The sequence below is a fragment of the Aquirufa ecclesiirivi genome, assembly GCF_011250515.1.
In the GTDB taxonomy this organism is placed as follows: Bacteria; Bacteroidota; Bacteroidia; order Cytophagales; family Spirosomataceae; genus Aquirufa; species Aquirufa ecclesiirivi.
Window position 1 is genome coordinate 160,446 of the sequence record NZ_JAANOP010000002.1, and the last position, 21,720, is coordinate 182,165.

Annotated in this window: 20 protein-coding genes; 11 read left to right on the forward strand and 9 right to left on the reverse strand. The window is 33.7% G+C overall.

The window, feature by feature from the left end; genetic code table 11:
* Positions 1-40: 40 nt before the first annotated feature.
* Positions 41-1,312 carry an asparagine synthetase B gene (locus tag G9H65_RS03990; protein ID WP_166374057.1) on the forward strand — a complete coding sequence of 424 codons (1,272 nt, stop codon included), beginning with the start codon at positions 41-43 and terminating at the stop codon, positions 1,310-1,312.
* Here the strand turns inward: G9H65_RS03990 and G9H65_RS03995 are convergent.
* Genes G9H65_RS03995 through G9H65_RS04020 form a run of 6 tightly spaced genes read right to left on the reverse strand, consistent with a single transcriptional unit; the run spans position 1,309 to position 10,121 of the window.
* Positions 1,309-3,321 carry a glycosyltransferase family 39 protein gene (locus G9H65_RS03995; RefSeq protein ID WP_166374058.1) on the reverse strand — a complete coding sequence of 671 codons (2,013 nt, stop codon included), beginning with the start codon at positions 3,319-3,321 and terminating at the stop codon, positions 1,309-1,311. The two genes, G9H65_RS03990 and G9H65_RS03995, sit on opposite strands and share 4 nt — an antisense overlap.
* Before the next feature lie 7 nt (positions 3,322-3,328).
* Positions 3,329-4,399, reverse strand: coding sequence for a DegT/DnrJ/EryC1/StrS family aminotransferase (locus G9H65_RS04000; protein ID WP_166374059.1), 1,071 nt, complete (start codon positions 4,397-4,399; stop codon positions 3,329-3,331).
* 2 nt (positions 4,400-4,401) lie between these two features.
* Positions 4,402-5,622, reverse strand: a complete 1,221-nt coding sequence (locus G9H65_RS04005) for an ABC transporter ATP-binding protein (RefSeq protein ID WP_166374060.1) — start codon at positions 5,620-5,622, stop codon at positions 4,402-4,404.
* 5 nt (positions 5,623-5,627) lie between these two features.
* Positions 5,628-6,431 (reverse strand): ABC transporter permease, encoded by an 804-nt coding sequence (locus G9H65_RS04010; protein ID WP_166374061.1) that lies wholly within the window; start codon positions 6,429-6,431, stop codon positions 5,628-5,630.
* A gap of 5 nt (positions 6,432-6,436) precedes the next feature.
* Positions 6,437-7,495 carry a GumC domain-containing protein gene (locus tag G9H65_RS04015; RefSeq protein WP_166374062.1) on the reverse strand — a complete coding sequence of 353 codons (1,059 nt, stop codon included), beginning with the start codon at positions 7,493-7,495 and terminating at the stop codon, positions 6,437-6,439.
* Positions 7,496-7,499: 4 nt separating this feature from the next.
* A complete protein-coding gene (locus G9H65_RS04020; protein ID WP_166374063.1) occupies positions 7,500-10,121 on the reverse strand; it encodes an SLBB domain-containing protein in 2,622 nt (873 codons plus the stop codon).
* A gap of 122 nt (positions 10,122-10,243) precedes the next feature.
* On the opposite strand from G9H65_RS04020, the gene G9H65_RS04025 reads away from it, so the two are divergent.
* Complete coding sequence (locus G9H65_RS04025) at positions 10,244-12,124, forward strand: DNA topoisomerase IV subunit B (RefSeq protein WP_394367184.1); 1,881 nt, start codon at positions 10,244-10,246, stop codon at positions 12,122-12,124.
* Here the strand turns inward: G9H65_RS04025 and G9H65_RS04030 are convergent.
* Complete coding sequence (locus tag G9H65_RS04030) at positions 12,121-12,429, reverse strand: tetratricopeptide repeat protein (protein WP_166374064.1); 309 nt, start codon at positions 12,427-12,429, stop codon at positions 12,121-12,123. The two genes, G9H65_RS04025 and G9H65_RS04030, sit on opposite strands and share 4 nt — an antisense overlap.
* Before the next feature lie 56 nt (positions 12,430-12,485).
* Here G9H65_RS04030 and G9H65_RS04035 point away from each other — a divergent pair, with 56 nt between their 5' ends.
* Genes G9H65_RS04035 through G9H65_RS04070 form a run of 8 tightly spaced genes read left to right on the forward strand, consistent with a single transcriptional unit; the run spans position 12,486 to position 18,297 of the window.
* Positions 12,486-13,217: an electron transfer flavoprotein subunit beta/FixA family protein gene (locus G9H65_RS04035; protein ID WP_166374065.1), complete on the forward strand. Its 732-nt coding sequence runs from the start codon at positions 12,486-12,488 to the stop codon at positions 13,215-13,217.
* A 1-nt stretch (position 13,218) separates the two neighbouring features.
* On the forward strand, positions 13,219-14,172 hold the full coding sequence (locus tag G9H65_RS04040) for an electron transfer flavoprotein subunit alpha/FixB family protein (protein WP_166374066.1): 954 nt from the start codon (positions 13,219-13,221) through the stop codon (positions 14,170-14,172).
* Between the two features lie 43 nt (positions 14,173-14,215).
* Positions 14,216-14,806, forward strand: coding sequence for a bifunctional nuclease family protein (locus tag G9H65_RS04045; RefSeq protein WP_166374305.1), 591 nt, complete (start codon positions 14,216-14,218; stop codon positions 14,804-14,806).
* Positions 14,803-15,687 carry a cell division protein FtsX gene (locus tag G9H65_RS04050; RefSeq protein ID WP_166374067.1) on the forward strand — a complete coding sequence of 295 codons (885 nt, stop codon included), beginning with the start codon at positions 14,803-14,805 and terminating at the stop codon, positions 15,685-15,687. The genes G9H65_RS04045 and G9H65_RS04050 overlap by 4 nt, the downstream gene beginning before the upstream one ends.
* Before the next feature lies 1 nt (position 15,688).
* Positions 15,689-15,901 carry a DUF3098 domain-containing protein gene (locus G9H65_RS04055; RefSeq protein ID WP_166374068.1) on the forward strand — a complete coding sequence of 71 codons (213 nt, stop codon included), beginning with the start codon at positions 15,689-15,691 and terminating at the stop codon, positions 15,899-15,901.
* Positions 15,901-16,689: an undecaprenyl-diphosphate phosphatase gene (locus G9H65_RS04060; RefSeq protein ID WP_166374069.1), complete on the forward strand. Its 789-nt coding sequence runs from the start codon at positions 15,901-15,903 to the stop codon at positions 16,687-16,689. Before G9H65_RS04055 ends, G9H65_RS04060 begins: the two co-directional genes overlap by 1 nt.
* The gene (gene truB, locus G9H65_RS04065; RefSeq protein ID WP_166374070.1) at positions 16,677-17,366 is read left to right on the forward strand and encodes a tRNA pseudouridine(55) synthase TruB; all 690 of its coding nucleotides are present in this window, start codon (positions 16,677-16,679) and stop codon (positions 17,364-17,366) included. The genes G9H65_RS04060 and truB overlap by 13 nt, the downstream gene beginning before the upstream one ends.
* Complete coding sequence (locus G9H65_RS04070; RefSeq protein ID WP_166374071.1) at positions 17,350-18,297, forward strand: bifunctional riboflavin kinase/FAD synthetase; 948 nt, start codon at positions 17,350-17,352, stop codon at positions 18,295-18,297. Before truB ends, G9H65_RS04070 begins: the two co-directional genes overlap by 17 nt.
* Here the strand turns inward: G9H65_RS04070 and pheA are convergent.
* The gene (gene pheA, locus G9H65_RS04075; RefSeq protein WP_166374072.1) at positions 18,271-19,350 is read right to left on the reverse strand and encodes a prephenate dehydratase; all 1,080 of its coding nucleotides are present in this window, start codon (positions 19,348-19,350) and stop codon (positions 18,271-18,273) included. The genes G9H65_RS04070 and pheA overlap by 27 nt on opposite strands.
* Positions 19,351-19,439: 89 nt before the next feature.
* On the opposite strand from pheA, the gene G9H65_RS04080 reads away from it, so the two are divergent.
* Positions 19,440-20,534, forward strand: coding sequence for a glycosyltransferase family 4 protein (locus G9H65_RS04080; RefSeq protein WP_166374073.1), 1,095 nt, complete (start codon positions 19,440-19,442; stop codon positions 20,532-20,534).
* Here the strand turns inward: G9H65_RS04080 and G9H65_RS04085 are convergent.
* On the reverse strand, positions 20,524-21,717 hold the full coding sequence (locus G9H65_RS04085; RefSeq protein ID WP_166374074.1) for an MraY family glycosyltransferase: 1,194 nt from the start codon (positions 21,715-21,717) through the stop codon (positions 20,524-20,526). The genes G9H65_RS04080 and G9H65_RS04085 overlap by 11 nt on opposite strands.
* Between the last annotated feature and the right edge of the window lie 3 nt (positions 21,718-21,720).

The window sequence follows — 21,720 nt, forward strand, 5'->3', positions numbered from 1 at the left end:
ACCTTGCAATTTATTAGATAAATTACTTCTTAAGAAACCAATGAAAGGGCTTATTCTTCCATTAATCATTTTTTGTTCTACATTCAGCTCAATACTAGCGAATAAGCTATTGATTCCCATGGATGATAGCCAAACGAACCATCTAAAAGCCTATGGATTTACCTATAAAGTTTTGCAAGGTGAAGATGCCAAAGTATCATGGCTTTTGAATTATAAAGGTGGATCTTTTCTCATGGAATATTCTCCCATGTTTTCCAAAGATCTTTTAAGTAAAGGAATTTCATATCAAATTATTTCAGATCAATCCGCTTCTCAAATTTTAGCGGAAGTCAATTCTGAAAGTTCTAATATGGAACAGGCTACTTTGCAGAAAGTCCCCAAGATTGCACTTTATTCTCCTAAATCAGCCTCTCCTTGGGATGATGCCGTTTCTTTAGCTCTAACTTATGCCGAAATTCCATTTGAAACTATTTATGATCAAGAAGTTCTCGACGGAAATTTAGCCAAATATGACTGGGTACATTTACATCACGAAGATTTCACGGGCCAAATGGGTAAAATGTATACTCAAAAAGATCAAGTGTGGTATCAATTGCAATTACAGGAAGATCAACAAATGGCCAAGAAAAATGGTTTTACCAAAGTGTCTCAAATGAAAGGTAAAGTGGCTGCCATGATTAAAGATTTTATGTTAGGCGGAGGATATTTATTTGCGATGTGTACAGCTACCGATACTTTTGATATCGCATTATCCACCCTTGGAATGGATGCTGTACCTGCCTTTTACGATGGTGACGCTACCTCGTCCAATATTAGTGCCGATCATTTAAATTTTAATAATACCGTTGCCTTCAAAGATTTTTCCTTGATTCTAAATTACCGAGTCAATGAATTCTCGACCATTGATTCAGCTCCCAATTATACCCAAAGGCCAATAGCTGAAGAAAATGACTTTTTTGAATTAAATGAGTTTTCGGCTAAATCAGATATGATTCCTTGTATGTTGACCCAAAATCACCAACAAGTAATACATGGTTTTATGGGACAAACCACAGGATTTGCTAGTGCCAATGTTAAATCAGAGGTAACAATCTTAGCAGAAAATGAAAGTTTGAAAGAAGTGAAATACCTATATGGTCAAGTAGGAAAAGGCTTTTTTGCCTTTTTAGGAGGTCATGATCCAGAAGATTACCAGCATTTTGTCAATGAAGAACATACTGATTTAAGCCTTCACAAAAATTCTCCTGGATATCGTTTAATACTGAATAATATTTTGTTCCCTTCTGCGAAAAAAAAGAAACAAAAGACCTAATGAAGTTTTCTTAAATAATAATCTTCCCCTCGAACCAACACTCCTTCTACTAGTGTGGTATCTGTACCTAATCTTACATCACCTTGTTGTGGTTTAAATACCTGTTTACTGAAAAATAAATAGTCTGCTTTAGCAGGAATTGCTTGAATCCCTTGTTCAAATGGATTTAGTGGTATTAATTTTCTACTAAATTTTTCTCCCCACAATGGGTATTCAAAGTCATCATTGATTGTCCCTAAAGCTACAATGGCATTATTAGGCACTAATTTCTCGAAATTTTGATACGCTTTTGTTATGTCAGGTCGATTTATGGTTAATGCGCTAATTCGGTCTAGTTCCAAAATTGATTTTTTCCCATATGCCGTAAATGGTAAGGCTCGAATGTTTAGTCCTAGTGTAAAAATGGCAGAAAGACTGATAATAACGACTACCATTCCAAAAATCAAATTTACGGACCAAGTATGTTTTCTCTCAAAAATATAACTTGCCATATAGCCCAAAAGAGGAAATAGATAAATGGCTGAGCTAATCATATACCGTCCTTTCCAAGGGTCATAAGCTGCAGTAAAAGCTAATGTTGCAAAGTGGATAGCAAAGGCTAACAAAAACAAGCCTTGTGTCCAATTTGGCCTTCTTATAAACATCAGAATACTAGGTAGTATTATGAATATGAAAATACTACCATAGATAGGACTTCCATTATAAAACTCAAAGCGTTTATCAAAAGTAAAGGGAATGATGGTGAATTCTGTAACTCGCTCTAAACCCAAGTGCAGTCCTTGATCAATAACCCTAAATGGGGTTTTCATCATGTGATTCAACTTTTCGACCACCATAATATTTCTTAATCCATCCAAATTGAACAAATCAAAACCATACCTGACAACATTTCTACTTCCTTGAACAAATAAATTCCCTAAACTTCCTGCTCTTTCTACGGATTGATGCTGCGTGGCAGTAGGTGGCCCGATCGGGTGTCCATAATGAATAAAATTGGAAATATAGCCAGTAGCAGCTACAAACAAAACGATTCCTAGTAGATGGGCAATGATTACATGCTTAAATACAAAAAATGCTTTTTTCTGAATGACAGGTAAAAAACAATATGCATATAAAATGAGCAGAGGTATAAAAGAGAAAACAAAAGTGATTTTATGGCTAAGAGCTAAACCGAACGTTAATCCTGCTAAATACAAGTATATTGTTTTCTCCTGTTTTCTATAAGCAACCAAATAATAAACAATGGAACAAAGGTAAGCTGCTAATACAATATCTGTTTCCGTAGTAATGGATTGCATCAAGACATTGGGCAGAAACAAAAAAAGCATACTTAAAAATAAGCGCGTTTTAAATTTAACCCCAAGGTTTTTTAAAATTCCATAAATACCAAAGGATATGATCCAATAAGATCCAATATTGGGGAGTTTAAATAGATATTCATTGTATCCGCTCATTAAAAAAGGATATACCTGAAGGGAACAAAAACTTCTCGGATATGTATCAATATTCCAATTTGTCCCAATAAAGTGCGACATCGACCCTTGTTTGAGGAAGTAAATGACCCGATTTAAATGCCCAGTCATACTATCCCATTCATTGGGGGGGCTATTAAATACAAGGGTAATTTGAAGGGCGCAAACAACTAAAAATGACCAAAATAAGCAGGCAAATATAAAGCGTTCTACACCTGTTAATTTTACATAAGTTTGATGGGTTGTTTGAATAGCATGACCAATGACTTTAAAGGCAGAAATATGTTCCATTTCAAAGGCAAATACCGGTCTTTGAAAAAAGTAATAGATTAAAGAAGTAATGAAAAAGGGAACAATTGCCCATAAAATACGGCTATTCCATAAATCTAAAGCCGATAATCCATACCCTGTTAAAATGATACTACTGGTATATATGGTAAATCCAATAATCAGGATCTCCTCTAAGTTTTTATTAGAAATCTTAGATGCTACCTTGTAGTTCATCAAAATAAATGAAATGAATGCGATCCAATACATGGTATGATTAATTAAAGCATTGATTCACTAAATCTGAAATCAATCTTATTTCATCTTCTTTAATTTCAGCACTTAAGGGTAAACATAAAACCCTAAGCGCTACGTCCTCAGAGACTGGGCAAGATTGTTTTTCTACAAAACTTAATGTATTCAAAGAAGGATAAAAATACCTCCTTGGGTTTATTTGTACTGAATTAAGGGTCTTTACCGCTTTTAATAAACTCGCTTCATTGGGGAATAGCACAGGATAATAACTGTAATTTCGATCAATGTGTGAGTTGAATTGAATGGCTTCGCCAGGAACTTGTAATAGATGGTCGTACAAATCACAAGCCCACTTTCTATAATTTCTGATATCTTCAAAATGACCTAGATTTACCAATCCCATGGCAGCATGAAATTCGGAATTCTTACCATTGATTCCGGCAGAAAAGTAATCATCATTCTTGTGACCAAAACTACGTAATTCTTTAATTTTAGCAGCTAATTTGGCATCATTAGTCATGACAGCCCCTCCTTCTACTGTATGGAAAACCTTCGTAGCATGAAAACTACAGGTACTAATAGTTCCAAAATTAAAAATGGATTTTCCTTTATAAGTTACACCAAATGCATGTGCTCCGTCATAAATCAGTGGAATTTGATATTCTGAGGCTAAGGCTTCTTGTTCTTCCAAATCACCCGCATTACCATATACGTGTGTGGTTAAAATCGCTTTTGTCTGGGAATTAAGTTTAGTTCTTATTTGTGCCGACTCTACTGTTAAACTGACGGGATTAATATCAGCAAAAACAGGAGTAGAACCCTCCCAAAGTATAGAATTTGAAGTTGCACAATAGGAAAATGGGGTGGTAATGACCTCTCCTTTTACTTGAAGTGCTTTTAAAGCTAGTTGAAGGGCTATGGTGCCATTTGTGACAAATATGACATGTTCAACTTGTAAATACTCACGCAGTTTTTGTTCTAATTCCCTTAATAAAGGGCCATCATTGGTTAGATGATTACTTTCCCAAATACGTTCTAAATAGCTGACATATTCTTTTAAATCAGGTAAGAACGATTTGGTGACATGTAACATAATTAGATAGAATCAGATAGTTGACGAATAGGAAAAGGAAATACAGGTCTTACATAACCCGGCCATTTACCATACCATGTAGTATCTTCCCTGAAATCAGCAATTTCAAAATTAAATACTTCTTCGAAGTTATATAAGACGATGGACTTATCCTTCACAACCATGAAAGAAATATGGTATGTACCATCATTCAAAAAGTGTCCAGGGATCTCTAAATTAGCTTGAACCAATCCTACACCAAAGTTACCAGGAGGAGTTCCTACATTAAAAATACATTCTCCAGTGCTTGCAAATAGGTGTAAACTAACATTCAATTGTTGATTAGGCTCTGTATTCCAAAATTCAATGTTAATATTGATTTTGTTTCTAATGTCTAAATATGTTTGGCCATCTAATAATTCAGGAATTAATGTGGCTCTTTTTAAACGTATTTGCTGCGATCCTGGAGCAGATTCAAATGTAGCATAGCTTTGCTCCAAACGATTGGTTTGAAGGGCTGCCATGTAATTAGACAGCACCTCACCTGTTTCTCCAAATTGTTTGACCCTACCCTTTTCTAAATGCAAGGTTTTATTACACAAATTGGCTACAGCTGTTAAATTGTGGCTTACAAATAAGATTGTTTTATCATTAGCAGCCACTTCGCGCATTTTACCTAAGGATTTCTTTTGAAAATCAGCATCGCCAACCGCTAATACTTCATCTACAATCAGTATTTCGGGGTTTAGATGAGCGGAAATAGCAAATCCTAAACGAACATACATACCTGATGAATATCGCTTAACAGGGGTATCTAAAAAACGAGAAATTTGCTCACCCGCAAAATCGACAATCTCATCAAATTGTGATTTAATTTCATGTTTGGACATACCAAGTATAGCCCCATTTAAAAATATATTTTCCCTTCCTGTCAATTCTGGATGAAAACCCGTTCCTACTTCCAATAAGCTAGCTACCTTACCTCTCACATGGATTTCTCCACTGGTAGGTTTTGTAATTTTACTTAAGATTTTTAATAAAGTAGATTTACCTGCACCATTACTACCAACAATACCTAATTTATCACCCCGATTTAAGGCAAAAGAAACATCATTTACAGCCCAGAAAATCTCTTTTTCTTCTTTCGTTAATAAGTTTTTTATACCATTCTTTAAACTAACAGCTCCTTTGTTGGCTGAAAGTTCGTATTTCTTAGAAACGGAATCGACTTCAATGATGTGCATACACGTTATAAATAATCCACAAAAGAATCTTCTCTTTTGTCAAAAATGATAATGCCAACGATAAAAACTAAAACACTAGCAAGAATACTGATACTAGCATTCTGTACCGTCAGTAATTCATATTGGCTAATTAAACAAGCTCTAAACATTTCCACTAGTCCTGCCAATGGGTTCAAAATATTATAGTATAAAAACCAAGACTTCTCGGATAATTGCTTAGTCGTGTAAACAATAGGAGTCGCAAAGAAGCCATATTGAACAATCAAGGGTATAATTTGCTGAACATCACGATATTTCACAGAAAAAGAAGCAAAAATCAAACCAAAGCCTAAGGCGAATAAGCTGGTGATAAATAATGCAAGAGGTAAAAAGAGTATATAGGCAGAGATATCTTGATGCAGACTTAGTGCTAATACAATATAAACAGCTAAGCCAACTAAAAAATCAACTAAAGAAACGGCTATGGATGAAAAACAAATTATTAAACGGGGAAAATATACTTTCGAAATTAAATTACTATTGACCAAAATCGAATTACTAACGGCTTGAAGCGAATTAGCAAAGTAATTCCAAAATAGAATTCCTGAAAATATAACCAATTGGATAGGATAACCAGAAATGTCTTGAATTTTAGCTACTTGTTTATAAGCAAATAAAAATACCAACATAGTGGCTACTGGCTTAACGATTGCCCAGCTTAAGCCTAAAATGGTTTGCTTGTACCTTACTGAGATATCTCTTTTGGCTAAAATGACCAATAATTCCCAATCACTACCAATCTCCTTGATTTTTTGTTGTATAAGATTCATCTAAATTAGGCCATTAATTCTTTATAAACATTTCGCATGTAAATCAACAACGAGGTGATTAACATACCAATAACTATGGCAACTAAAGTAATTGGACCCCAGAAATAGACTTCAATTTTGGTAGGTAATTCTGAATCAGAAATAATTGTAAATAAGGGAGATTCTTTAATTAGTGAAAACTTTAGATTATCAAAATTACGAACGGCTTCAAAATACATACTCTGTAGTTGAGAAGAATTCATTTGCAATCTTTCTGCCGTAATTCTAGCTCGCTGGTAAATAATCTGTTGATTTTGATCGTTATAATTAGCTAGTTTTCCTTGAGTATAATACAAAGCTGAACGCAGTGAATCCACTCGTTTATCCATGATAACTAATAATTCCTTGGATTTTTTGGTCTTAGTTTGTATGTAGAATTCAGTTACCGTTTTTAAATATAATTTAGACCAAGTATAGCTTAATGTATCATTCCTTGTTTCCACAGTCATAGTTAAAAAAGAAGACTTGGGGTTCTCATTACTGATGACAGTATTTCCTTTTAAATATTCATAAATGGCATTCATGATATTTCTATCTTGCTCATTCGCCTTAATGGGATCGGTAATTTTAAAACGATAATTAAAAAAATCATCGGGTAAATTACTCCATTCATGATTTTTTAAATCGGCCTTTTGCAAAAAGAAATTAGCGAATAAATCCTCTTTTTCTCCAAATTTCACTTTGGTTAACATGGCTTTTCTAAATAAAGCTTTTGTCTTTAACAGCTCTTTAAAATTTTCCCCACTAAATAATGAATTACTAGCCGTGAAACCTCCTAAACCTAAACTACTAGCTATATCTGCTAGCCCTCCACCAGATGATCCTTCAGAATCCATGACAAAGACAATTTGCGCCTTGTAGATCTTATTTTGGCTTCGAATAATTTCTACACCTATTCCAAGGACTAATCCAACAAGTGCACCTATTAACAGTTTTCTACGATTCTGCTTAAAAAACGGAATCAATAAAAAGCACTTGAATAGTAAGCGCTTAAATGAAAATTGATCAGATCTTAACTCTGCCATGTGATTAGTTTGATGTAGCTTTAATCAAGGTAATAATACCAATTAAACTAGTAAGCGTTCCTGTGAATATTGATACAACCGATACAATTTGTTGTCCAGTTGCCACTTTTGATTTCTTTGGAACAATGATTTCTGCACCCTGTTCAATTTTGGGATGAAAACGTAAAAACAAGAAAGATTTTGTTCTTTTTACCGATCCATTTGAATACAGGACATAAGTTCTTTTTCTGGCTGAGCTAGAAGTAAATCCTCCCGCTTCTGAAATAAAGTCATAGAATGATTTTCCCTCTAAATACTTAACACTATTTGGATAGAGTACTTCGCCTGAAACTTTAACTGTTTGTGGCTCTTTGGGAATATCGATGATATCTCCTTCTAAGACATATAAATCATCTTCTCCTCCTGGGTTTTTTAACGCCTTGACTAAATCTATACCTATGGTTTCTTTTGTTTTAGTTACTATGGCTGGATCTTTTTGTGCAGAAATACCGGTGAAGTTATCTTGAATTTCATTTAATTGTTCCGTCTTTCTATTCTTTTCAAATTCAGTTAATTGAATTTTACGAATCAATTTGGCTCCTTTGGGATAAGCTTGTCTATTTAATCCTCCTGCTCTTGTGATTATTTCGCTAAGTCGTTCGTCCTTCTTTTCTAAGCCATATACACCTGGATAAATAACTTGCCCTTGAATGGTGATGAATTGTTGCAATTCATAGTTAGGTGATGAACGAATAAATATCTCATCATAGGGTTGTAATTCAAAAGTAGATGCTGTTTCATCTAATTGTAATTTCTTACTAATTGAAAAACGAATGATTTCAGCTATTTGAGAATTCATTGGAATATTATCAGCCAAATTTTTCTTTCTCCGTACAATCTCCACCACCCCTGTGGCTGCCGACTCTCTTAATCCACCTGCTTGCAAAATCAAATCTTCCACCGTCATTTTTTCAACAAAAGGAAGTGTTAATTTCAATTGACGGTTAATTAATTGATTCGCAGCTTCATTTGACTTTAATTCTTCTGAAATTTCACTTTCAATTTGAACGACATCCGTGTTAGAATCTGTATTACCAGTAAGATTATTACGATTATTATCTTGAGAACTGGTTACTTTTCCAGTATTGTTTTCTGATTTTTTGTTCCCATCAAGATTCAATTCAGCATCACTTTCATTTCTCTTTTCCCTTTTTAAATTGATCTCTCCGTGTATTGTAACCGTATAGCCTTCTTTCAAATCTAAAATGGAGAAAATGGAAACATTATCTTCTCTTCTTAAAGCAATATCTTTGGATTTGTTCGTTAAAATATCCTTTAAATTAACGGATAAATTTGTTTTGGATAAATCTGGGTTAATTCGTTGGATTAATACACGGTCTAAAAATGCATTCTCCTTTAAGCCCCCAGCTCTGTCAATTAATTTTAATAAAGTAGAACTTCCTTCCAAGGCAAATTGACCTGGTCTGAATACTTCCCCAAGAATTGATATTTTGTTTTCAAAACGGTCTTGATTGACTGATTCAACTTGAATAACATCACCCGTTTGAGGACTAAAAGAATTCATCAACGCCGAGTTAAGGTCAATTAATTTTCTTTCTCGATTGGTATATCGAGTAATTTTTACTAATTCTCTGAAAGCATCTTCTGTAAAACCACCAGCAAAATCTTGAATCACTTTGGATAAATTTTCTTGCGGCATAATTTCAAATAACGCTGGTCGCTTTACCTTTCCTTTCACCTCAATTCTACTTTTATAAACCCCAACTTTGATAATATCTTGATCATGAATATTGACATCATTTTTTTGTATTCCCGCTGTTAGGAAATCATACAAATCGATGGTTGCAATGACTTTTTTATTACGAATTAATTGGATTTCACGGTAAGTACCATTTTGATTAGGACCTCCTGCCAAATAGAGGACATTCATTACTCTTGCTAAAGAAGGAACAGAATAGGTACCTGGGAACAATACCTCTCCTTGAACTGTGACATTCACTGTACGAATGCTTCCTAAAGAGATAGATGCATACAAATTAGTACTACTAGGTCCGCTACCCTCACGACGAAGCCCAACAAATATTTGTGAAAGCTTTGATATAATTCGACTTTTCGCTTCTTCAATGGTTAATCCTGCTACATAAACGTTGCCAATCCGATTGATTTTGACAAAACCGTCTGGACTTACCGTTAGATTATAATGATCTTCAGAATAACCATTGATATCGATGATTAACTCATCATCGGGCCCTAAAACATAAGATTTAGGAGTTGCAATTTTTAAATTTGGCTCAAATGTCCCTGTTTTGTTATTAAAAATAGAATACCCAAAAATTCTCTTTCTTAAATTAAATACCGCCGTATCTTCATCGGCTATTTCACCAGCATTTCTCTTGCGCTCAGCCATTAAACTGTCGTAGTTTTGCTTTTGCTTGGGAGTAGTCGTGATCGTTCTACGACCGACATTTGCTTGATTCTGAGGCTGATTTCTGTTTTGACTATTAGAAGGATTGTTATTCATTCGATCCAAAAGCTGGCCTTGTACTCCGAATGGAATCGTCTGACTCATCATTTTTGTACTTAACAACAAGAATGCCATTAAGACAAAAGAAAACTTTTTGTTCATAAAGTCTTTTATTTCTAATTTGACTGCAAATTAAAGAAAAAACATGATTTAATGCTAACTTTAAAGCTAATTGCAGTTCGCAGCTCAACATATAGTATATTAATTTTTACAAAAATTATCTAGTGGAAGAAATTAACAGTACCCCCCCGATTTATAATGATGATAGTATACGTTCCTTAGATTGGAAAGAGCATATCCGATTAAGACCGGGTATGTATATCGGAAAATTAGGAGACGGATCTTCTGTTGATGATGGTATATATGTGCTTGTCAAAGAAATCATGGATAATTCCATCGATGAGCATATGATGGGTAACGGAAAGGTTATCGAAGTTAAAATTTCAGATCACAAGGTAGAAGTTAGGGATTTTGGACGTGGTATTCCTTTGGGAAAAGTGATTGATTGTGTTTCTAAAATAAATACAGGAGGTAAATATGATTCTGGGGCATTCCAAAAGTCAGTAGGTTTAAATGGTGTAGGAACCAAAGCCACTAACGCACTTTCACAATATTTTAAAGTTCAATCGTACCGAGATGGACAAAGCAAATGGGCAGAATTTTGTAAAGGTGAATTAACAGCTGAATCAGATGGATTTGAAGCCTCAAATGCCAAAAGTGGTACGCATGTTTGCTTTGAACCAGATAATACGATATTTAAAAATTACCATTTCATTCCTCAATACCTCGATTCATTATTTTGGAATTATGCTTATTTAAATGCAGGATTAACCATCAATTTTAATGGGGAGAAATATTTTTCTCAAAATGGTTTATTGGATTTACTTTCAAAAAAGACCAATGCCGAAGAAAATAGGTATCCCATCATTCATTTAAAAGGGAATGACATTGAATTAGCAATTACCCACAATAATCAATACGGCGAGGAATATTACTCCTTTGTTAATGGTCAAAATACTACCCAAGGCGGTACGCACTTAGCTGCTTTTAGAGAGGCTATTGTACGAACTGTAAGGGAGTTTTATAAAAAGGACTTTGATCCTTCGGATGTGAGAGCCAGTATTGTGGGCGCTATTGCCATACGCGTTCAAGAACCCGTATTTGAATCGCAAACGAAGACTAAATTAGGTTCGACTACTATTTCTCCAGATTCAAATTCAACATCCATTAGGTCATTTATTGGCGATTTTGTCAAAACTGAATTAGATAATTTTCTTCATAAAAATCCGAGTACTGCTGATGCCATATTAAAAAGAATTCTACAATCAGAAAGAGAAAGAAAAGATATCGCCGGAATTAAAAAATTAGCCAATGAAAGAGCTAAAAAGGCGAACCTGCATAACAAGAAGTTAAGGGATTGTCGGGTACATTTGCCGGATGAAAAATCAGATTCTCGGCACGACACGATTTTGTTCATCACAGAGGGAGATTCAGCCAGTGGTTCTATTACAAAATCAAGGGATGTGCAAACGCAAGCGGTATTTAGTTTGCGAGGTAAACCATTGAATTGCTTTGGTTTAACTAAGAAAATTGTATACGAGAATGAAGAATTTAATTTACTTCAACATGCCTTGGATATTGAAGATAGTTTGGATAGTCTTCGCTATAATAAAATTGTAATTGCTACCGATGCCGACGTTGACGGAATGCACATTCGTTTACTAATTTTAACTTTCTTCCTTCAGTTTTTTCCTGATTTAGTGCGAAACGGTCATTTATATATTTTAGAAACTCCCCTATTCCGCGTAAGAAATAAGAAGGAGACTATTTACTGTTATTCAGACGAAGAAAGACGAAATGCGATTGAAAAACTAAGTCCGAAACCTGAAATAACTCGCTTTAAAGGCTTAGGAGAAATCTCACCAGAGGAATTTGGTACTTTTATTGGTGAAAATATCAAATTAGAACCTGTTATTCTAGAAAAGGAATTTACAATTCCTCAGTTGTTGACATATTATATGGGTAAAAATACGCCAGAAAGACAAAAATTCATTATCGAAAACTTGATTATAGAAAAGGACCTGGAAGAAGTTTTACTTAATTAAAAGTTTAATTCCCACATTTGTTTCAATTCATGCAGGGCTTTCTTTTGGCCTGCTATTGTAGCTTGCTCAATTCCTAGCTCAATTATTTGTTTAGCTTTGTCATCTTCTTCTATCTCCAAAAGGTAATCAGCAAAGCTATAGTAAGTAGGAATATAGATTGGAAATTGTTTAATCAACGTAGTAAACAAATCGATTGCCCCGCGTAAATCACCTTCTTTTTTTAATTCCAAAGCCAACAAATAATAGTTAAAAGGATTATTTGGCTCCTCCTTTATTTCATTTTTTATAAATTCTTTACGCTCCATTTTTGTAATTTTAAAAACAAATTAGTATGCTTGCATACATTTTTATTTAATCGCCTATGAAAATCCTAGTTTGCATATCGGTTGTACCCGATACGACATCCAAAATTACACTAGATTCATCAAATACCCGTATTAATTCAGAAGGACTAACTTATATTGTAGGTCCTTACGATGACTATGCTTTATCTAGGGCTATTGAAATTAAAGAACAAACACAGGCTGAATTAGTCGTATTACATGTTGGAACCGCTGATTCAGAAGCTTTAATTAGAAAATGTTTAGCTCTAGGTGCGGATAGTGCCGTTAGAATTGATTCCTCAGCCATTGATTCATATCAAGTTGCGCAAGAAATCATTCAATATGCTCAAGATAAATCATTTGATTTAATCATGATGGGAAAAGAAGCCATTGATTACAATAGTGGAATTGTTCATGCTTTAGTTGCACATGGTTTAGGATATAACCATTTTTCGCCTGTGATGCACTTGGATTTTGATGCTGGTAAATTGACATTAGAAATTGAAACTGATTTAGGAAAGTCGAAAGTTAGCTCTACTCTTCCCGCAGTTTTAGGTTGTCAAGAGCCTATCGCAGAATGGAAAATCCCCTCTATGCGTGGAATTATGACAGCTAGAACCAAAGAAATAACAGTCATTGCTCCTACTAAGGTTAATTTTGAAAGTCAAATTTCAGCTCAAGTAATCGAAACAGAACGTCTCCAAAAGATGATTCCTGTTGAAAATGCCGAATCATTAATTGATATGTTGAAAAGTGAAAACCTTATCTAATATGAAAAATTTAGCAGTATTTATAGATAGTAAAAGTGGTCAAGTTGCTGAAAGCTCTAAGCGCTTGTTGGATTTTGTGAGCAATTGGGCCCTTGAGCATGGAACCAGTGTATTTGTCTATGGTTTTGAGCCATTTTCTTCTGAATTATTTAATGCTTATGCCTCTATAAAGCAATATACACACATAAAGATCCCAGATCTTGTTAATCATAATCAAGTTATAGCTCCATTATTGGAAGATATTCATCAAAAGGAGATTGGACAATTCTTCTATGTGAAAACTCTATTAGTGGATACAATGGCTTCCAGCATAGCCAATTCATTACAAATACCTCTTATTTCTAATGTATTGAAAGTAGAAAAAGTAGCAGCAGGATATCAATTAACAAAATCAGTTTTTTCTGGAAAGGCAACAATTACTACAGAAATTAAAGGTGAATCTTTCTTGATAGCATTTAGTAAGTCTTTCTCAATCGATTTGCCTGGTCATGTAGGAAATTCTACTATTATACAATCGGAAATAACTTTAGAAAAAGATCCACAAAATATATTAATTGAGAATCATCCAATTACAGGATCAATTCCCCTTCCAGATGCAGCGATCGTTGTAGGAGCCGGTAGAGGTTTAAAGGACCCGTCAAACTGGGCCATGGTGGAAGATTTTGCCAAGGAGTTAGGTGCAGCTACAGCTTGTTCTAAGCCTGTTTCTGATTTAAATTGGAGACCACACCATGAGCACGTAGGACAAACGGGAGTAAAAATTGCTCCTAAATTATACATTGCATGTGGTATTTCAGGTGCTATTCAGCATTTAGCAGGGGTTAATGGATCTAGAAAAATTGTGGTAATAAACAATGACCCAGAGGCACCCTTTTTTAAGCATGCAGATTACGGTATTGTAGGCGATGTATTTGATGTGCTTCCTAGATTGTTAAATAAGCTTAAAAGCCATTAATTTTAGGCCATTTTTTGATACATTTGTTTTTTAAAATGTAGCCTTGAACGATTATTTAAAATTAAGTATAGTTTCTGTTTCTCCTAGTTCGGTTGGAGCAAGTTCTTTTATACTCCTTCTACAATCAGAGGAGTTTCCAAACTTGAGATTCCCAATAGTTATTGGGAATCAAGAAGCTCAAGCTATTTCGGTTTACTTGGAGCAGATTCAAACCAGTAGACCTTTAACACACGATTTATTTATTCAAGTAATTGAGAAATCCAATTTGGATTTAAATCGTGTGTTAATTACAGATTTTAAAGAAGGTATATTTTATGCCAAAATCGAATTTTTCCAAGATGGCGTGTTAATTGAATTGGATGCTAGACCTAGCGATTCGATTGCTTTAGCACTTAGAGCACAAAAAAATATTTATATCAAAGAAAGCTTGTTGAAATCCATTTGCATTCCTGATGAAGAAGAGGAAGAAATGGAAGAGGATCTTTCCTTTTCAGTGGATATCCCTGTTTATCAACCCAGCAATATTTCCTTAGCCGATTTAGAAGATTTGCTTCAAAAAGCATTGTTGGAGGAGAATTACGAAGAAGCTGCCAGATTAAGAGATCAAATTGAAGTATTAAATAATCAAAAATGAAATATTCAAAAGCTAAGCCGAGTTCGACCAACATATTGTTGATTTTCTCTATTTCTAGTTTGGCCTTTATCATATGTGTGTTCTTTCAATTATTTGTGGGAATTAAATCGTGGGGTGACGACATCAAATCTCAAATGAAAATGTATGTTTATATGGAGGATTCCTTGACAAGTCAACAACTTGTTGAATCATTCAAACTACTTTCAAAAAAGCCTTATATTGAAACTGTTGGTACAAAAAAGGAAATCAGTTTTGTTTCCAAAGATAAAATTGCTGCTGATTTTTTAAAGTCTAATCATGAAAATTATCAAGACTTGTTAGGGGAAGATAATCCCTTCAAAAATTTATTTGTTTTAAGTATCAGTGATGAACATAAATCTGGAAATTCATTTAAGAAAATTGCAGATGAATTAAAGGCTTTTCCAGGAGTGTATGAGATCAGCTATCCAAATGCATTTTTGGATTCATTTTTATCCAAAATCAAGCATGTGGGTTGGATCATTTTGGTATTTATTATTTTATTAAGTGGTTTTATTTACTTGCAGGTATCCAATTATATTCGTTTACATATTCATAGTAATCGTGTATTAATCAAAACTATGCAGTTATTAGGTTCTACGAATTCGTTTATCCGAAAACCGTATTTGTTAAATTCATTGGTTCTAGGTCTATTGGGAGGAGGTCTCGGCTATGTAATTTCGAATGGAGTTTTTTACTATTTCATTCAAAGCCTACCAGAAACCGGTTTCTTGTTTTTTGATGTAAGTAATCAATTGAAGTTATTCTTATTAGCAGTGCTTAGTTCTTCCCTATTTAGTTTAATCTCGACTTTTTTTTCCTTGAATCGTTATTTAAAGATTCAACACACTAATTTATTTTAATATGGCAAATTCAACAAATTCCAATTTTCCATTGGACAGAAAAGATATCATGATTTTAATCGCTGGATTATGCATCATGGTTTTAGGTTTTTTTGTGATGACATTGGATAAGGAACCATTTGGTTTCGGATTCTTGGGAATCACTTTAGGTCCCATTTTGGTATTGATCGGTATTATCCTTCCCATTTTTTCCTTATTTAAAATAAAGAAATAATGAATCAATTTTTTGAAGCCATTGTGCTGGGAATTGTAGAAGGATTAAGTGAATTTTTACCTATTTCTTCTACGGCTCACATTATTGTTACCGAAAAATTATTAGGAATTGAATCTTCTAAGTACCTTAATTTTTTCACCGTATTTATTCAATTGGGGGCAATTGCCGCTGTCCCATTTTTATATTTCAAACGATTATTTCAGTCGCTAAAGGTGTATAAATACATCATTGCTTCCTTTATACCAGCAGCTATTTTGGGCATATTACTTGATGATTTATTGGAATCATTATTTCAAGGTTATTGGTTCATTGCGGCTTCTTGGTTTGTTGGTGGTTTATTATTAATAAAAATCGATGACTGGGTTAAGGATAAGGATCACCAACATGACAATATTGATAATATGTCTATTCCTCAATCCATCAAAATTGGTTTTTATCAATGTCTTGCTATGATTCCAGGTGTTTCTCGCTCGGGAGCATCCATTATTGGAGGTCGATTAGTCGGTTTAAATCACCGAGCTGCTGTTGAATTTTCTTTTTTATTGGGTATTCCCACTATTCTGGGAGCATGTGCTAAGAAACTATTAGATTACCGGCATGATTTAGACATTATTTTGAATCCTAACAATAGTTTAGCATTACTTTTAGGGGCATTTATAAGCTTTATCATTGCCTTGATTACCATTCGTTGGATGGTTGACTTAGTGAATAAATTTGGCTTTAAATTCTTTGGATATTATCGAGTTTTAGCTGGCATCTTTTTAGCAATATATTTGTGGTTGAATTAACACCTATAGAAGATAAGTTTTATTTGATCGATAAGCCCAAAACCTGGACATCTTTTGACGCAGTTCGAAAGATCCGAAATATGGGTCGATTCAAAAAAATTGGTCATGCTGGCACTTTAGATCCCTTGGCAACAGGATTGTTGATTATTTGTGTCGGGAAATACACCAAAAAAATTGAATATTTTCAATCTTTACCAAAGACTTATACGGGCAGTTTTGTATTGGGTAAAACAACTCCTTCTATTGATTTAGAAACTGATTTTGATCACGAGTTTCCCATTGATCATATTACACCAAGTTTACTGGAAGATGCACGTCTTTCTTTAGTTGGAGAAATAGAACAAGTCCCTCCTATTTATTCAGCTATCAAGCAAAATGGACAGCGTTTATATGTTCAAGCTAGAAAAGGTTTAACTGAAAAGGATGTTGAAATTAAAATTAGACAAGCTACTGTCCACGTATTTGATATGGACATTTCTTCTTTTCCAGAAATAAAGTTTAAAATTTCTTGTTCAAAAGGAACATACATACGCAGTATGGTGAGAGATTTTGGTTTTTTCCTGAACTCTGGAGCATATTTAAAGGACTTAGTACGTAGTCAAATTGGGGATTATACGCTTGAAAAAGCACAATCTATTGAGAAATTTAGTGCGGAGCAATATGAAATTCTTTTATAATTTTCCTGAAGTATCCTTTATTGATCAATCCGTAATAACCATTGGGATGTTTGATGGAGTACATTTAGGTCATGCCAAAGTTTTAAATGAATGTGTTAAAATTGCCGAAAAAAAAGGGATTTCGTCCATTGTCATATCATTTAGTAACCATCCTTCCTCCTACTTTAATCCTAATTTAGAATCAAAAAATAGTCTCTTAAGTCCAGATAGAGAAAAGATCCAATGGATAGAATCTATAGGGATAGATTATTTGTTCATGATTCCCTTTGATCATTACATTGCTCATTTACCAGCTGAAAATTTTATTAAAGATATCTTGCTGGCTAAATTTGGAATTAGTGATTTAGTGTTAGGCTATGACAATCGTTTTGGTTTTCAAAGAAAAGGTTCTGTTGATTTTGTTAATGCACATTATTCTGAACAAATACATGCCTATTCTATTGACGTTGCCAAATTGGATGGAGAAATTATTAGTTCCTCCATTATAAAGGAATACCTTGATCAGGGGAATATGACAAAAACTAACTCGATGTTAGGAAGGAATTATTCCTTACAAGGTAAGGTTGTACACGGGAATCATCAAGGTCGACAATTTGGTTTTCCAACCGCTAATATTGAATTAGAAAATTCAGATAAATTGATTCCTGGATTTGGCGTTTATATCAGTTATTTGAAGGTGGATGGTACTTCTATTTTTGGTGTTACCAATATCGGAATTAGACCTACTGTAACTCAGGATACTCATACCTCTATTGAAACACATTTGCTTGATTTTCAAGAGGATATTTACGGAAAAGAAGTAGAATTATTTATATTAGATAAAATCCGGGATGAGAAAAAATTCAATTCTCTTCCCGAATTAATCGCTCAAATTTCTGCCGATGTTCAATATGCTAAATCTCAATTAACAAAGATTCATATAGCTTCCTAAAAAGATTATTTCGTCTTTTCTTTTGTCAAGAATCAGCTGAACATTTTCATCTAGTTTATTCCCTTCAATGTCGATAAAAAACCAGAATTTAAACTCATGGGTATCTTTTTGAGGTCTTGATTCTATTTTCAGTAGATTAATTTGAACATCTTCAAAGTCCTTTAAAAGTGATAATAGAGCCCCTGGTTTATCATCATGTTTTAATTTAATGGCTAAGCTCGTTTTATCCTTATCTGTTTTCTTTAAATTCTCTACTTTAGAAATGATGAAGAAACGAGTTTGATTTGATTCACTATCTTGAATATTATCAAATAAAATAGGTAATGAATAAATTTTTGCTGCTATATGTGAACATAAGGCCGCCGCTTTGGTGTCTTCTACGGCAAGTTTAGCTGCTTTGGAGGTAGAATCCACTTGAACAAAGAAATCCTCAGGTTTATGATTAAAATAGTCTTGCAAAAAGCCTTTGCATTGTTGAAATGCAATATCCTTTGAATAAATTTTTTGAATTTGATGTATGGAATTTTCTTTTGAAGCTAAACAGAAATTAACAGGTATAATTATTTCTGAAATGATAAATAAATTACGTTCATTTAATAAATCCATGGTTTCTTTGACCATCCCCTCTTGATTGTTTTCAATGGGGACTACTCCATATTTTGCTCTTCCTGTTTCAACAGAATCGAAAACGGATCTAATGGAAGGTAGGGAAATATAATCGGCTACTGCGCCAAATCTACTTTCAGCAGCTTGGTGAGTAAAACTACCTTCTGGACCTAGGAAAGAGATGATTTCGGGTAACTCCAAATTTCTTGAAACTCCAAAAATTTCTAAAAATATGGCTTCTATGGCTGCTTTACTTAATTTTCCAGTGTATTTAGAGGCTAATCGATCTACTATTTCTTTTTCCCTATCTGGATGATATATAACAGTATTGTTTTCTCTTTTTAATCGACCAATTTCTTCAACAAATTCCATTCGCTCTACAAGCAATTTTAATATGGAATCGTCAATGTTATCTATACTTTCTCTTAATTGTTGTATGCTTTTCATTCGGGATAATTTTCAATGCAGTTCAAAATTACTAATTTTGATCAGTAGTCGAAGTTTTTCTTCCTATAAGCTCATTTTAATTTTGTTTAATGTCAAAAAAGAAAATATTATTCTTCTCTAGTAACTTACAACGAACGGGTGCAGAGATTGTATTATTTGATATTTTACAACAGTTAGATGCCACTAAGTTTGACATTGGATTAGTTCTATTAGAGCGTAATGGAGTCCTTGTCAATCAATTAGCTCCTCATATTCAAGTTTTTTATTTTGAAACCCAATTTTCCATATGGGACAAGGTAAAATTTCATGCAGGACAAAATGTATTGCAACAGCGGATACAAGTTATTCAACAGCAGTTTGGGGCTTCTGTTTGGTATATTAATACCATTCAAAATGCTTTTCTATTGCAATTTAAGGATCAATTTAAAGTCCAAACATTTTTACATGTTCATGAGTATTTATATAATTTTGAACAATTAGAGATTAAAGATTCTCAGCGGTTATTTGATCAGGTTGATTACTTAGTAAGCTGTTCAGATTTAGTACATCAATTTTTTGCTCCCATTTTCCCTAAGGAGTGCTTTGTATTACATTCAGGAATCAACAAACAATTCATTGATGATTGTTTGTTTGATTTTAAAAAAGTAAAAAAGACCAAAAAGAGAATCATTTCTTCTGGTACTATATGTTACCGAAAAGGAGTTGATATTTTCATGAAAATAAGCCAGAACTTTCCTGAATCAGCCTATGAATTTATTTGGCTTGGAAAATGGGCGAATAATGGATATGCAGAAGTAATACGTCGACAAAAAAATAGTGGATTATTTCCTGCTATTCAATTTTTAGATAATTTAAGTTCTCAGGAATACTATCAACAAATAGCTCAAGCTGACGCTTTTATAACTTGCTCTAGAGAAGAGAGTATGGGCTTGGTAGCAATGGAAGCTATTTATTGTGGAATTCCTGTCTTAGCGACCAATTCTGGTGGCTCTAGCTTGATGGTCAACGATACTAATGGGATATTATGTCAAGATTTTAGGCCTGAAACTTTATCAACAGAATTAAACTCGATTCTTTTGAAAGAGTTTAATTTGGAAACAATGCGTGATAGTTTATCCCATTTCGACATGACATGGGAATGCCAAAAGTTAGAATCGTATCTTTTGAAGGATACTATTCAGTAGGTTGTGTCTGGCTACTTGATAAATTTGTATTCTTTTTCTCTTCGACTAATTGAAGTCTTTTTACTTTATCAATTTTAGTATATTTCACTCGATCTACGGTGTTTGTATCAATATTTTTTGATAGTAAATAAGCTATGTAGCAGTAAATTAAAAAAGTAATTAATAGTCCTAATAAGACCTCATGATTGGAATAACCATGTCGAATGACAGAATATAAAACCAATACCGTAAGATTGAAGGCAATTAGAATCATGGTTGCCCCAATGTGACTAAATCCATTGTCTATTAAAACATGATGCAGGTGCTTTCTATCTCCTTTGAATGGTGAAACGCCTGTAGACAAGCGAATAACAAACATACGTAATGTATCAAACAGGGGAAGTAGGAGAATAATGATGGTTAAGATCGGTGCATCTTTAACAAGCCGTGGATCGTAAATATATGAACTGTTAAATACAATATACTTAACGGCAAAAAAAGCTAACAAAAAACCAAGAATCATGGAACCAGTGTCACCCATGAATATTTTATTTTTGGTAGACCAATTAAAACGTAAAAAACCTACGAGAGAACCAGCTAAAGATAAGGCTAAGGTAGCTAAGGCAAATAAACCTAAACTATAAAATAAGTATGCAAAAATAGCTGAGGATACAAAACCAACGGTACCAGCTAAGCCATCAATTCCATCCAATAAATTAATGGCGTTTATGATGGCAATAATAATGAATAAAGTAAAGGCAATGCTGATGATATAAGGAATATTATTAATCCCTAAAAGTCCATAAAAGGTAGAAATACGTAAATCACCAAAAGTAATTAACAATAGTGCTGCAGCAATTTGAATGAACAATTTCTTTTTCGGAGATAAAATCAAGATATCATCTTTGATTCCTAAAAAGAATAAGATAATGAGTGAAGCAACGGCTAAATGGATTTCATGGCCTTCGTTCGGATTATCCCAAATAAAATAACTAATTAAGGTAGCAGCAAATATAGCCACTCCACCTAAGGTAGGAGTTAACTCTTCATGTGAGCTTCTCAACTCTATTTCTGCCATTAAATCTTTCAATTTCGAGATATTAATGATCACAGGAATGGCTGTCACTGTTATCACGATAGATATAATAAAGGAAACAATGATTTGAAACTCTTTATTACTTAATAATTGCAAATATTCATTCATTGT

Bases quoted from the DNA above. Each gene is read 5' to 3' on its own strand.
- G9H65_RS03990 (WP_166374057.1), top strand. From the start codon at position 41: ATGAAAGGGCTTATTCTTCCATTAATCATTTTTTGTTCTACATTCAGC.
- G9H65_RS03995 (WP_166374058.1), bottom strand. From the start codon at position 3,321: ATGTATTGGATCGCATTCATTTCATTTATTTTGATGAACTACAAGGTA.
- G9H65_RS04000 (WP_166374059.1), bottom strand. From the start codon at position 4,399: ATGTTACATGTCACCAAATCGTTCTTACCTGATTTAAAAGAATATGTC.
- G9H65_RS04005 (WP_166374060.1), bottom strand. From the start codon at position 5,622: ATGCACATCATTGAAGTCGATTCCGTTTCTAAGAAATACGAACTTTCA.
- G9H65_RS04010 (WP_166374061.1), bottom strand. From the start codon at position 6,431: ATGAATCTTATACAACAAAAAATCAAGGAGATTGGTAGTGATTGGGAA.
- G9H65_RS04015 (WP_166374062.1), bottom strand. From the start codon at position 7,495: ATGGCAGAGTTAAGATCTGATCAATTTTCATTTAAGCGCTTACTATTC.
- G9H65_RS04020 (WP_166374063.1), bottom strand. From the start codon at position 10,121: ATGAACAAAAAGTTTTCTTTTGTCTTAATGGCATTCTTGTTGTTAAGT.
- G9H65_RS04030 (WP_166374064.1), bottom strand. From the start codon at position 12,429: ATGGAGCGTAAAGAATTTATAAAAAATGAAATAAAGGAGGAGCCAAAT.
- G9H65_RS04035 (WP_166374065.1), top strand. From the start codon at position 12,486: ATGAAAATCCTAGTTTGCATATCGGTTGTACCCGATACGACATCCAAA.
- G9H65_RS04040 (WP_166374066.1), top strand. From the start codon at position 13,219: ATGAAAAATTTAGCAGTATTTATAGATAGTAAAAGTGGTCAAGTTGCT.
- G9H65_RS04050 (WP_166374067.1), top strand. From the start codon at position 14,803: ATGAAATATTCAAAAGCTAAGCCGAGTTCGACCAACATATTGTTGATT.
- G9H65_RS04055 (WP_166374068.1), top strand. From the start codon at position 15,689: ATGGCAAATTCAACAAATTCCAATTTTCCATTGGACAGAAAAGATATC.
- G9H65_RS04060 (WP_166374069.1), top strand. From the start codon at position 15,901: ATGAATCAATTTTTTGAAGCCATTGTGCTGGGAATTGTAGAAGGATTA.
- G9H65_RS04070 (WP_166374071.1), top strand. From the start codon at position 17,350: ATGAAATTCTTTTATAATTTTCCTGAAGTATCCTTTATTGATCAATCC.
- pheA (WP_166374072.1), bottom strand. From the start codon at position 19,350: ATGAAAAGCATACAACAATTAAGAGAAAGTATAGATAACATTGACGAT.
- G9H65_RS04080 (WP_166374073.1), top strand. From the start codon at position 19,440: ATGTCAAAAAAGAAAATATTATTCTTCTCTAGTAACTTACAACGAACG.
- G9H65_RS04085 (WP_166374074.1), bottom strand. From the start codon at position 21,717: ATGAATGAATATTTGCAATTATTAAGTAATAAAGAGTTTCAAATCATT.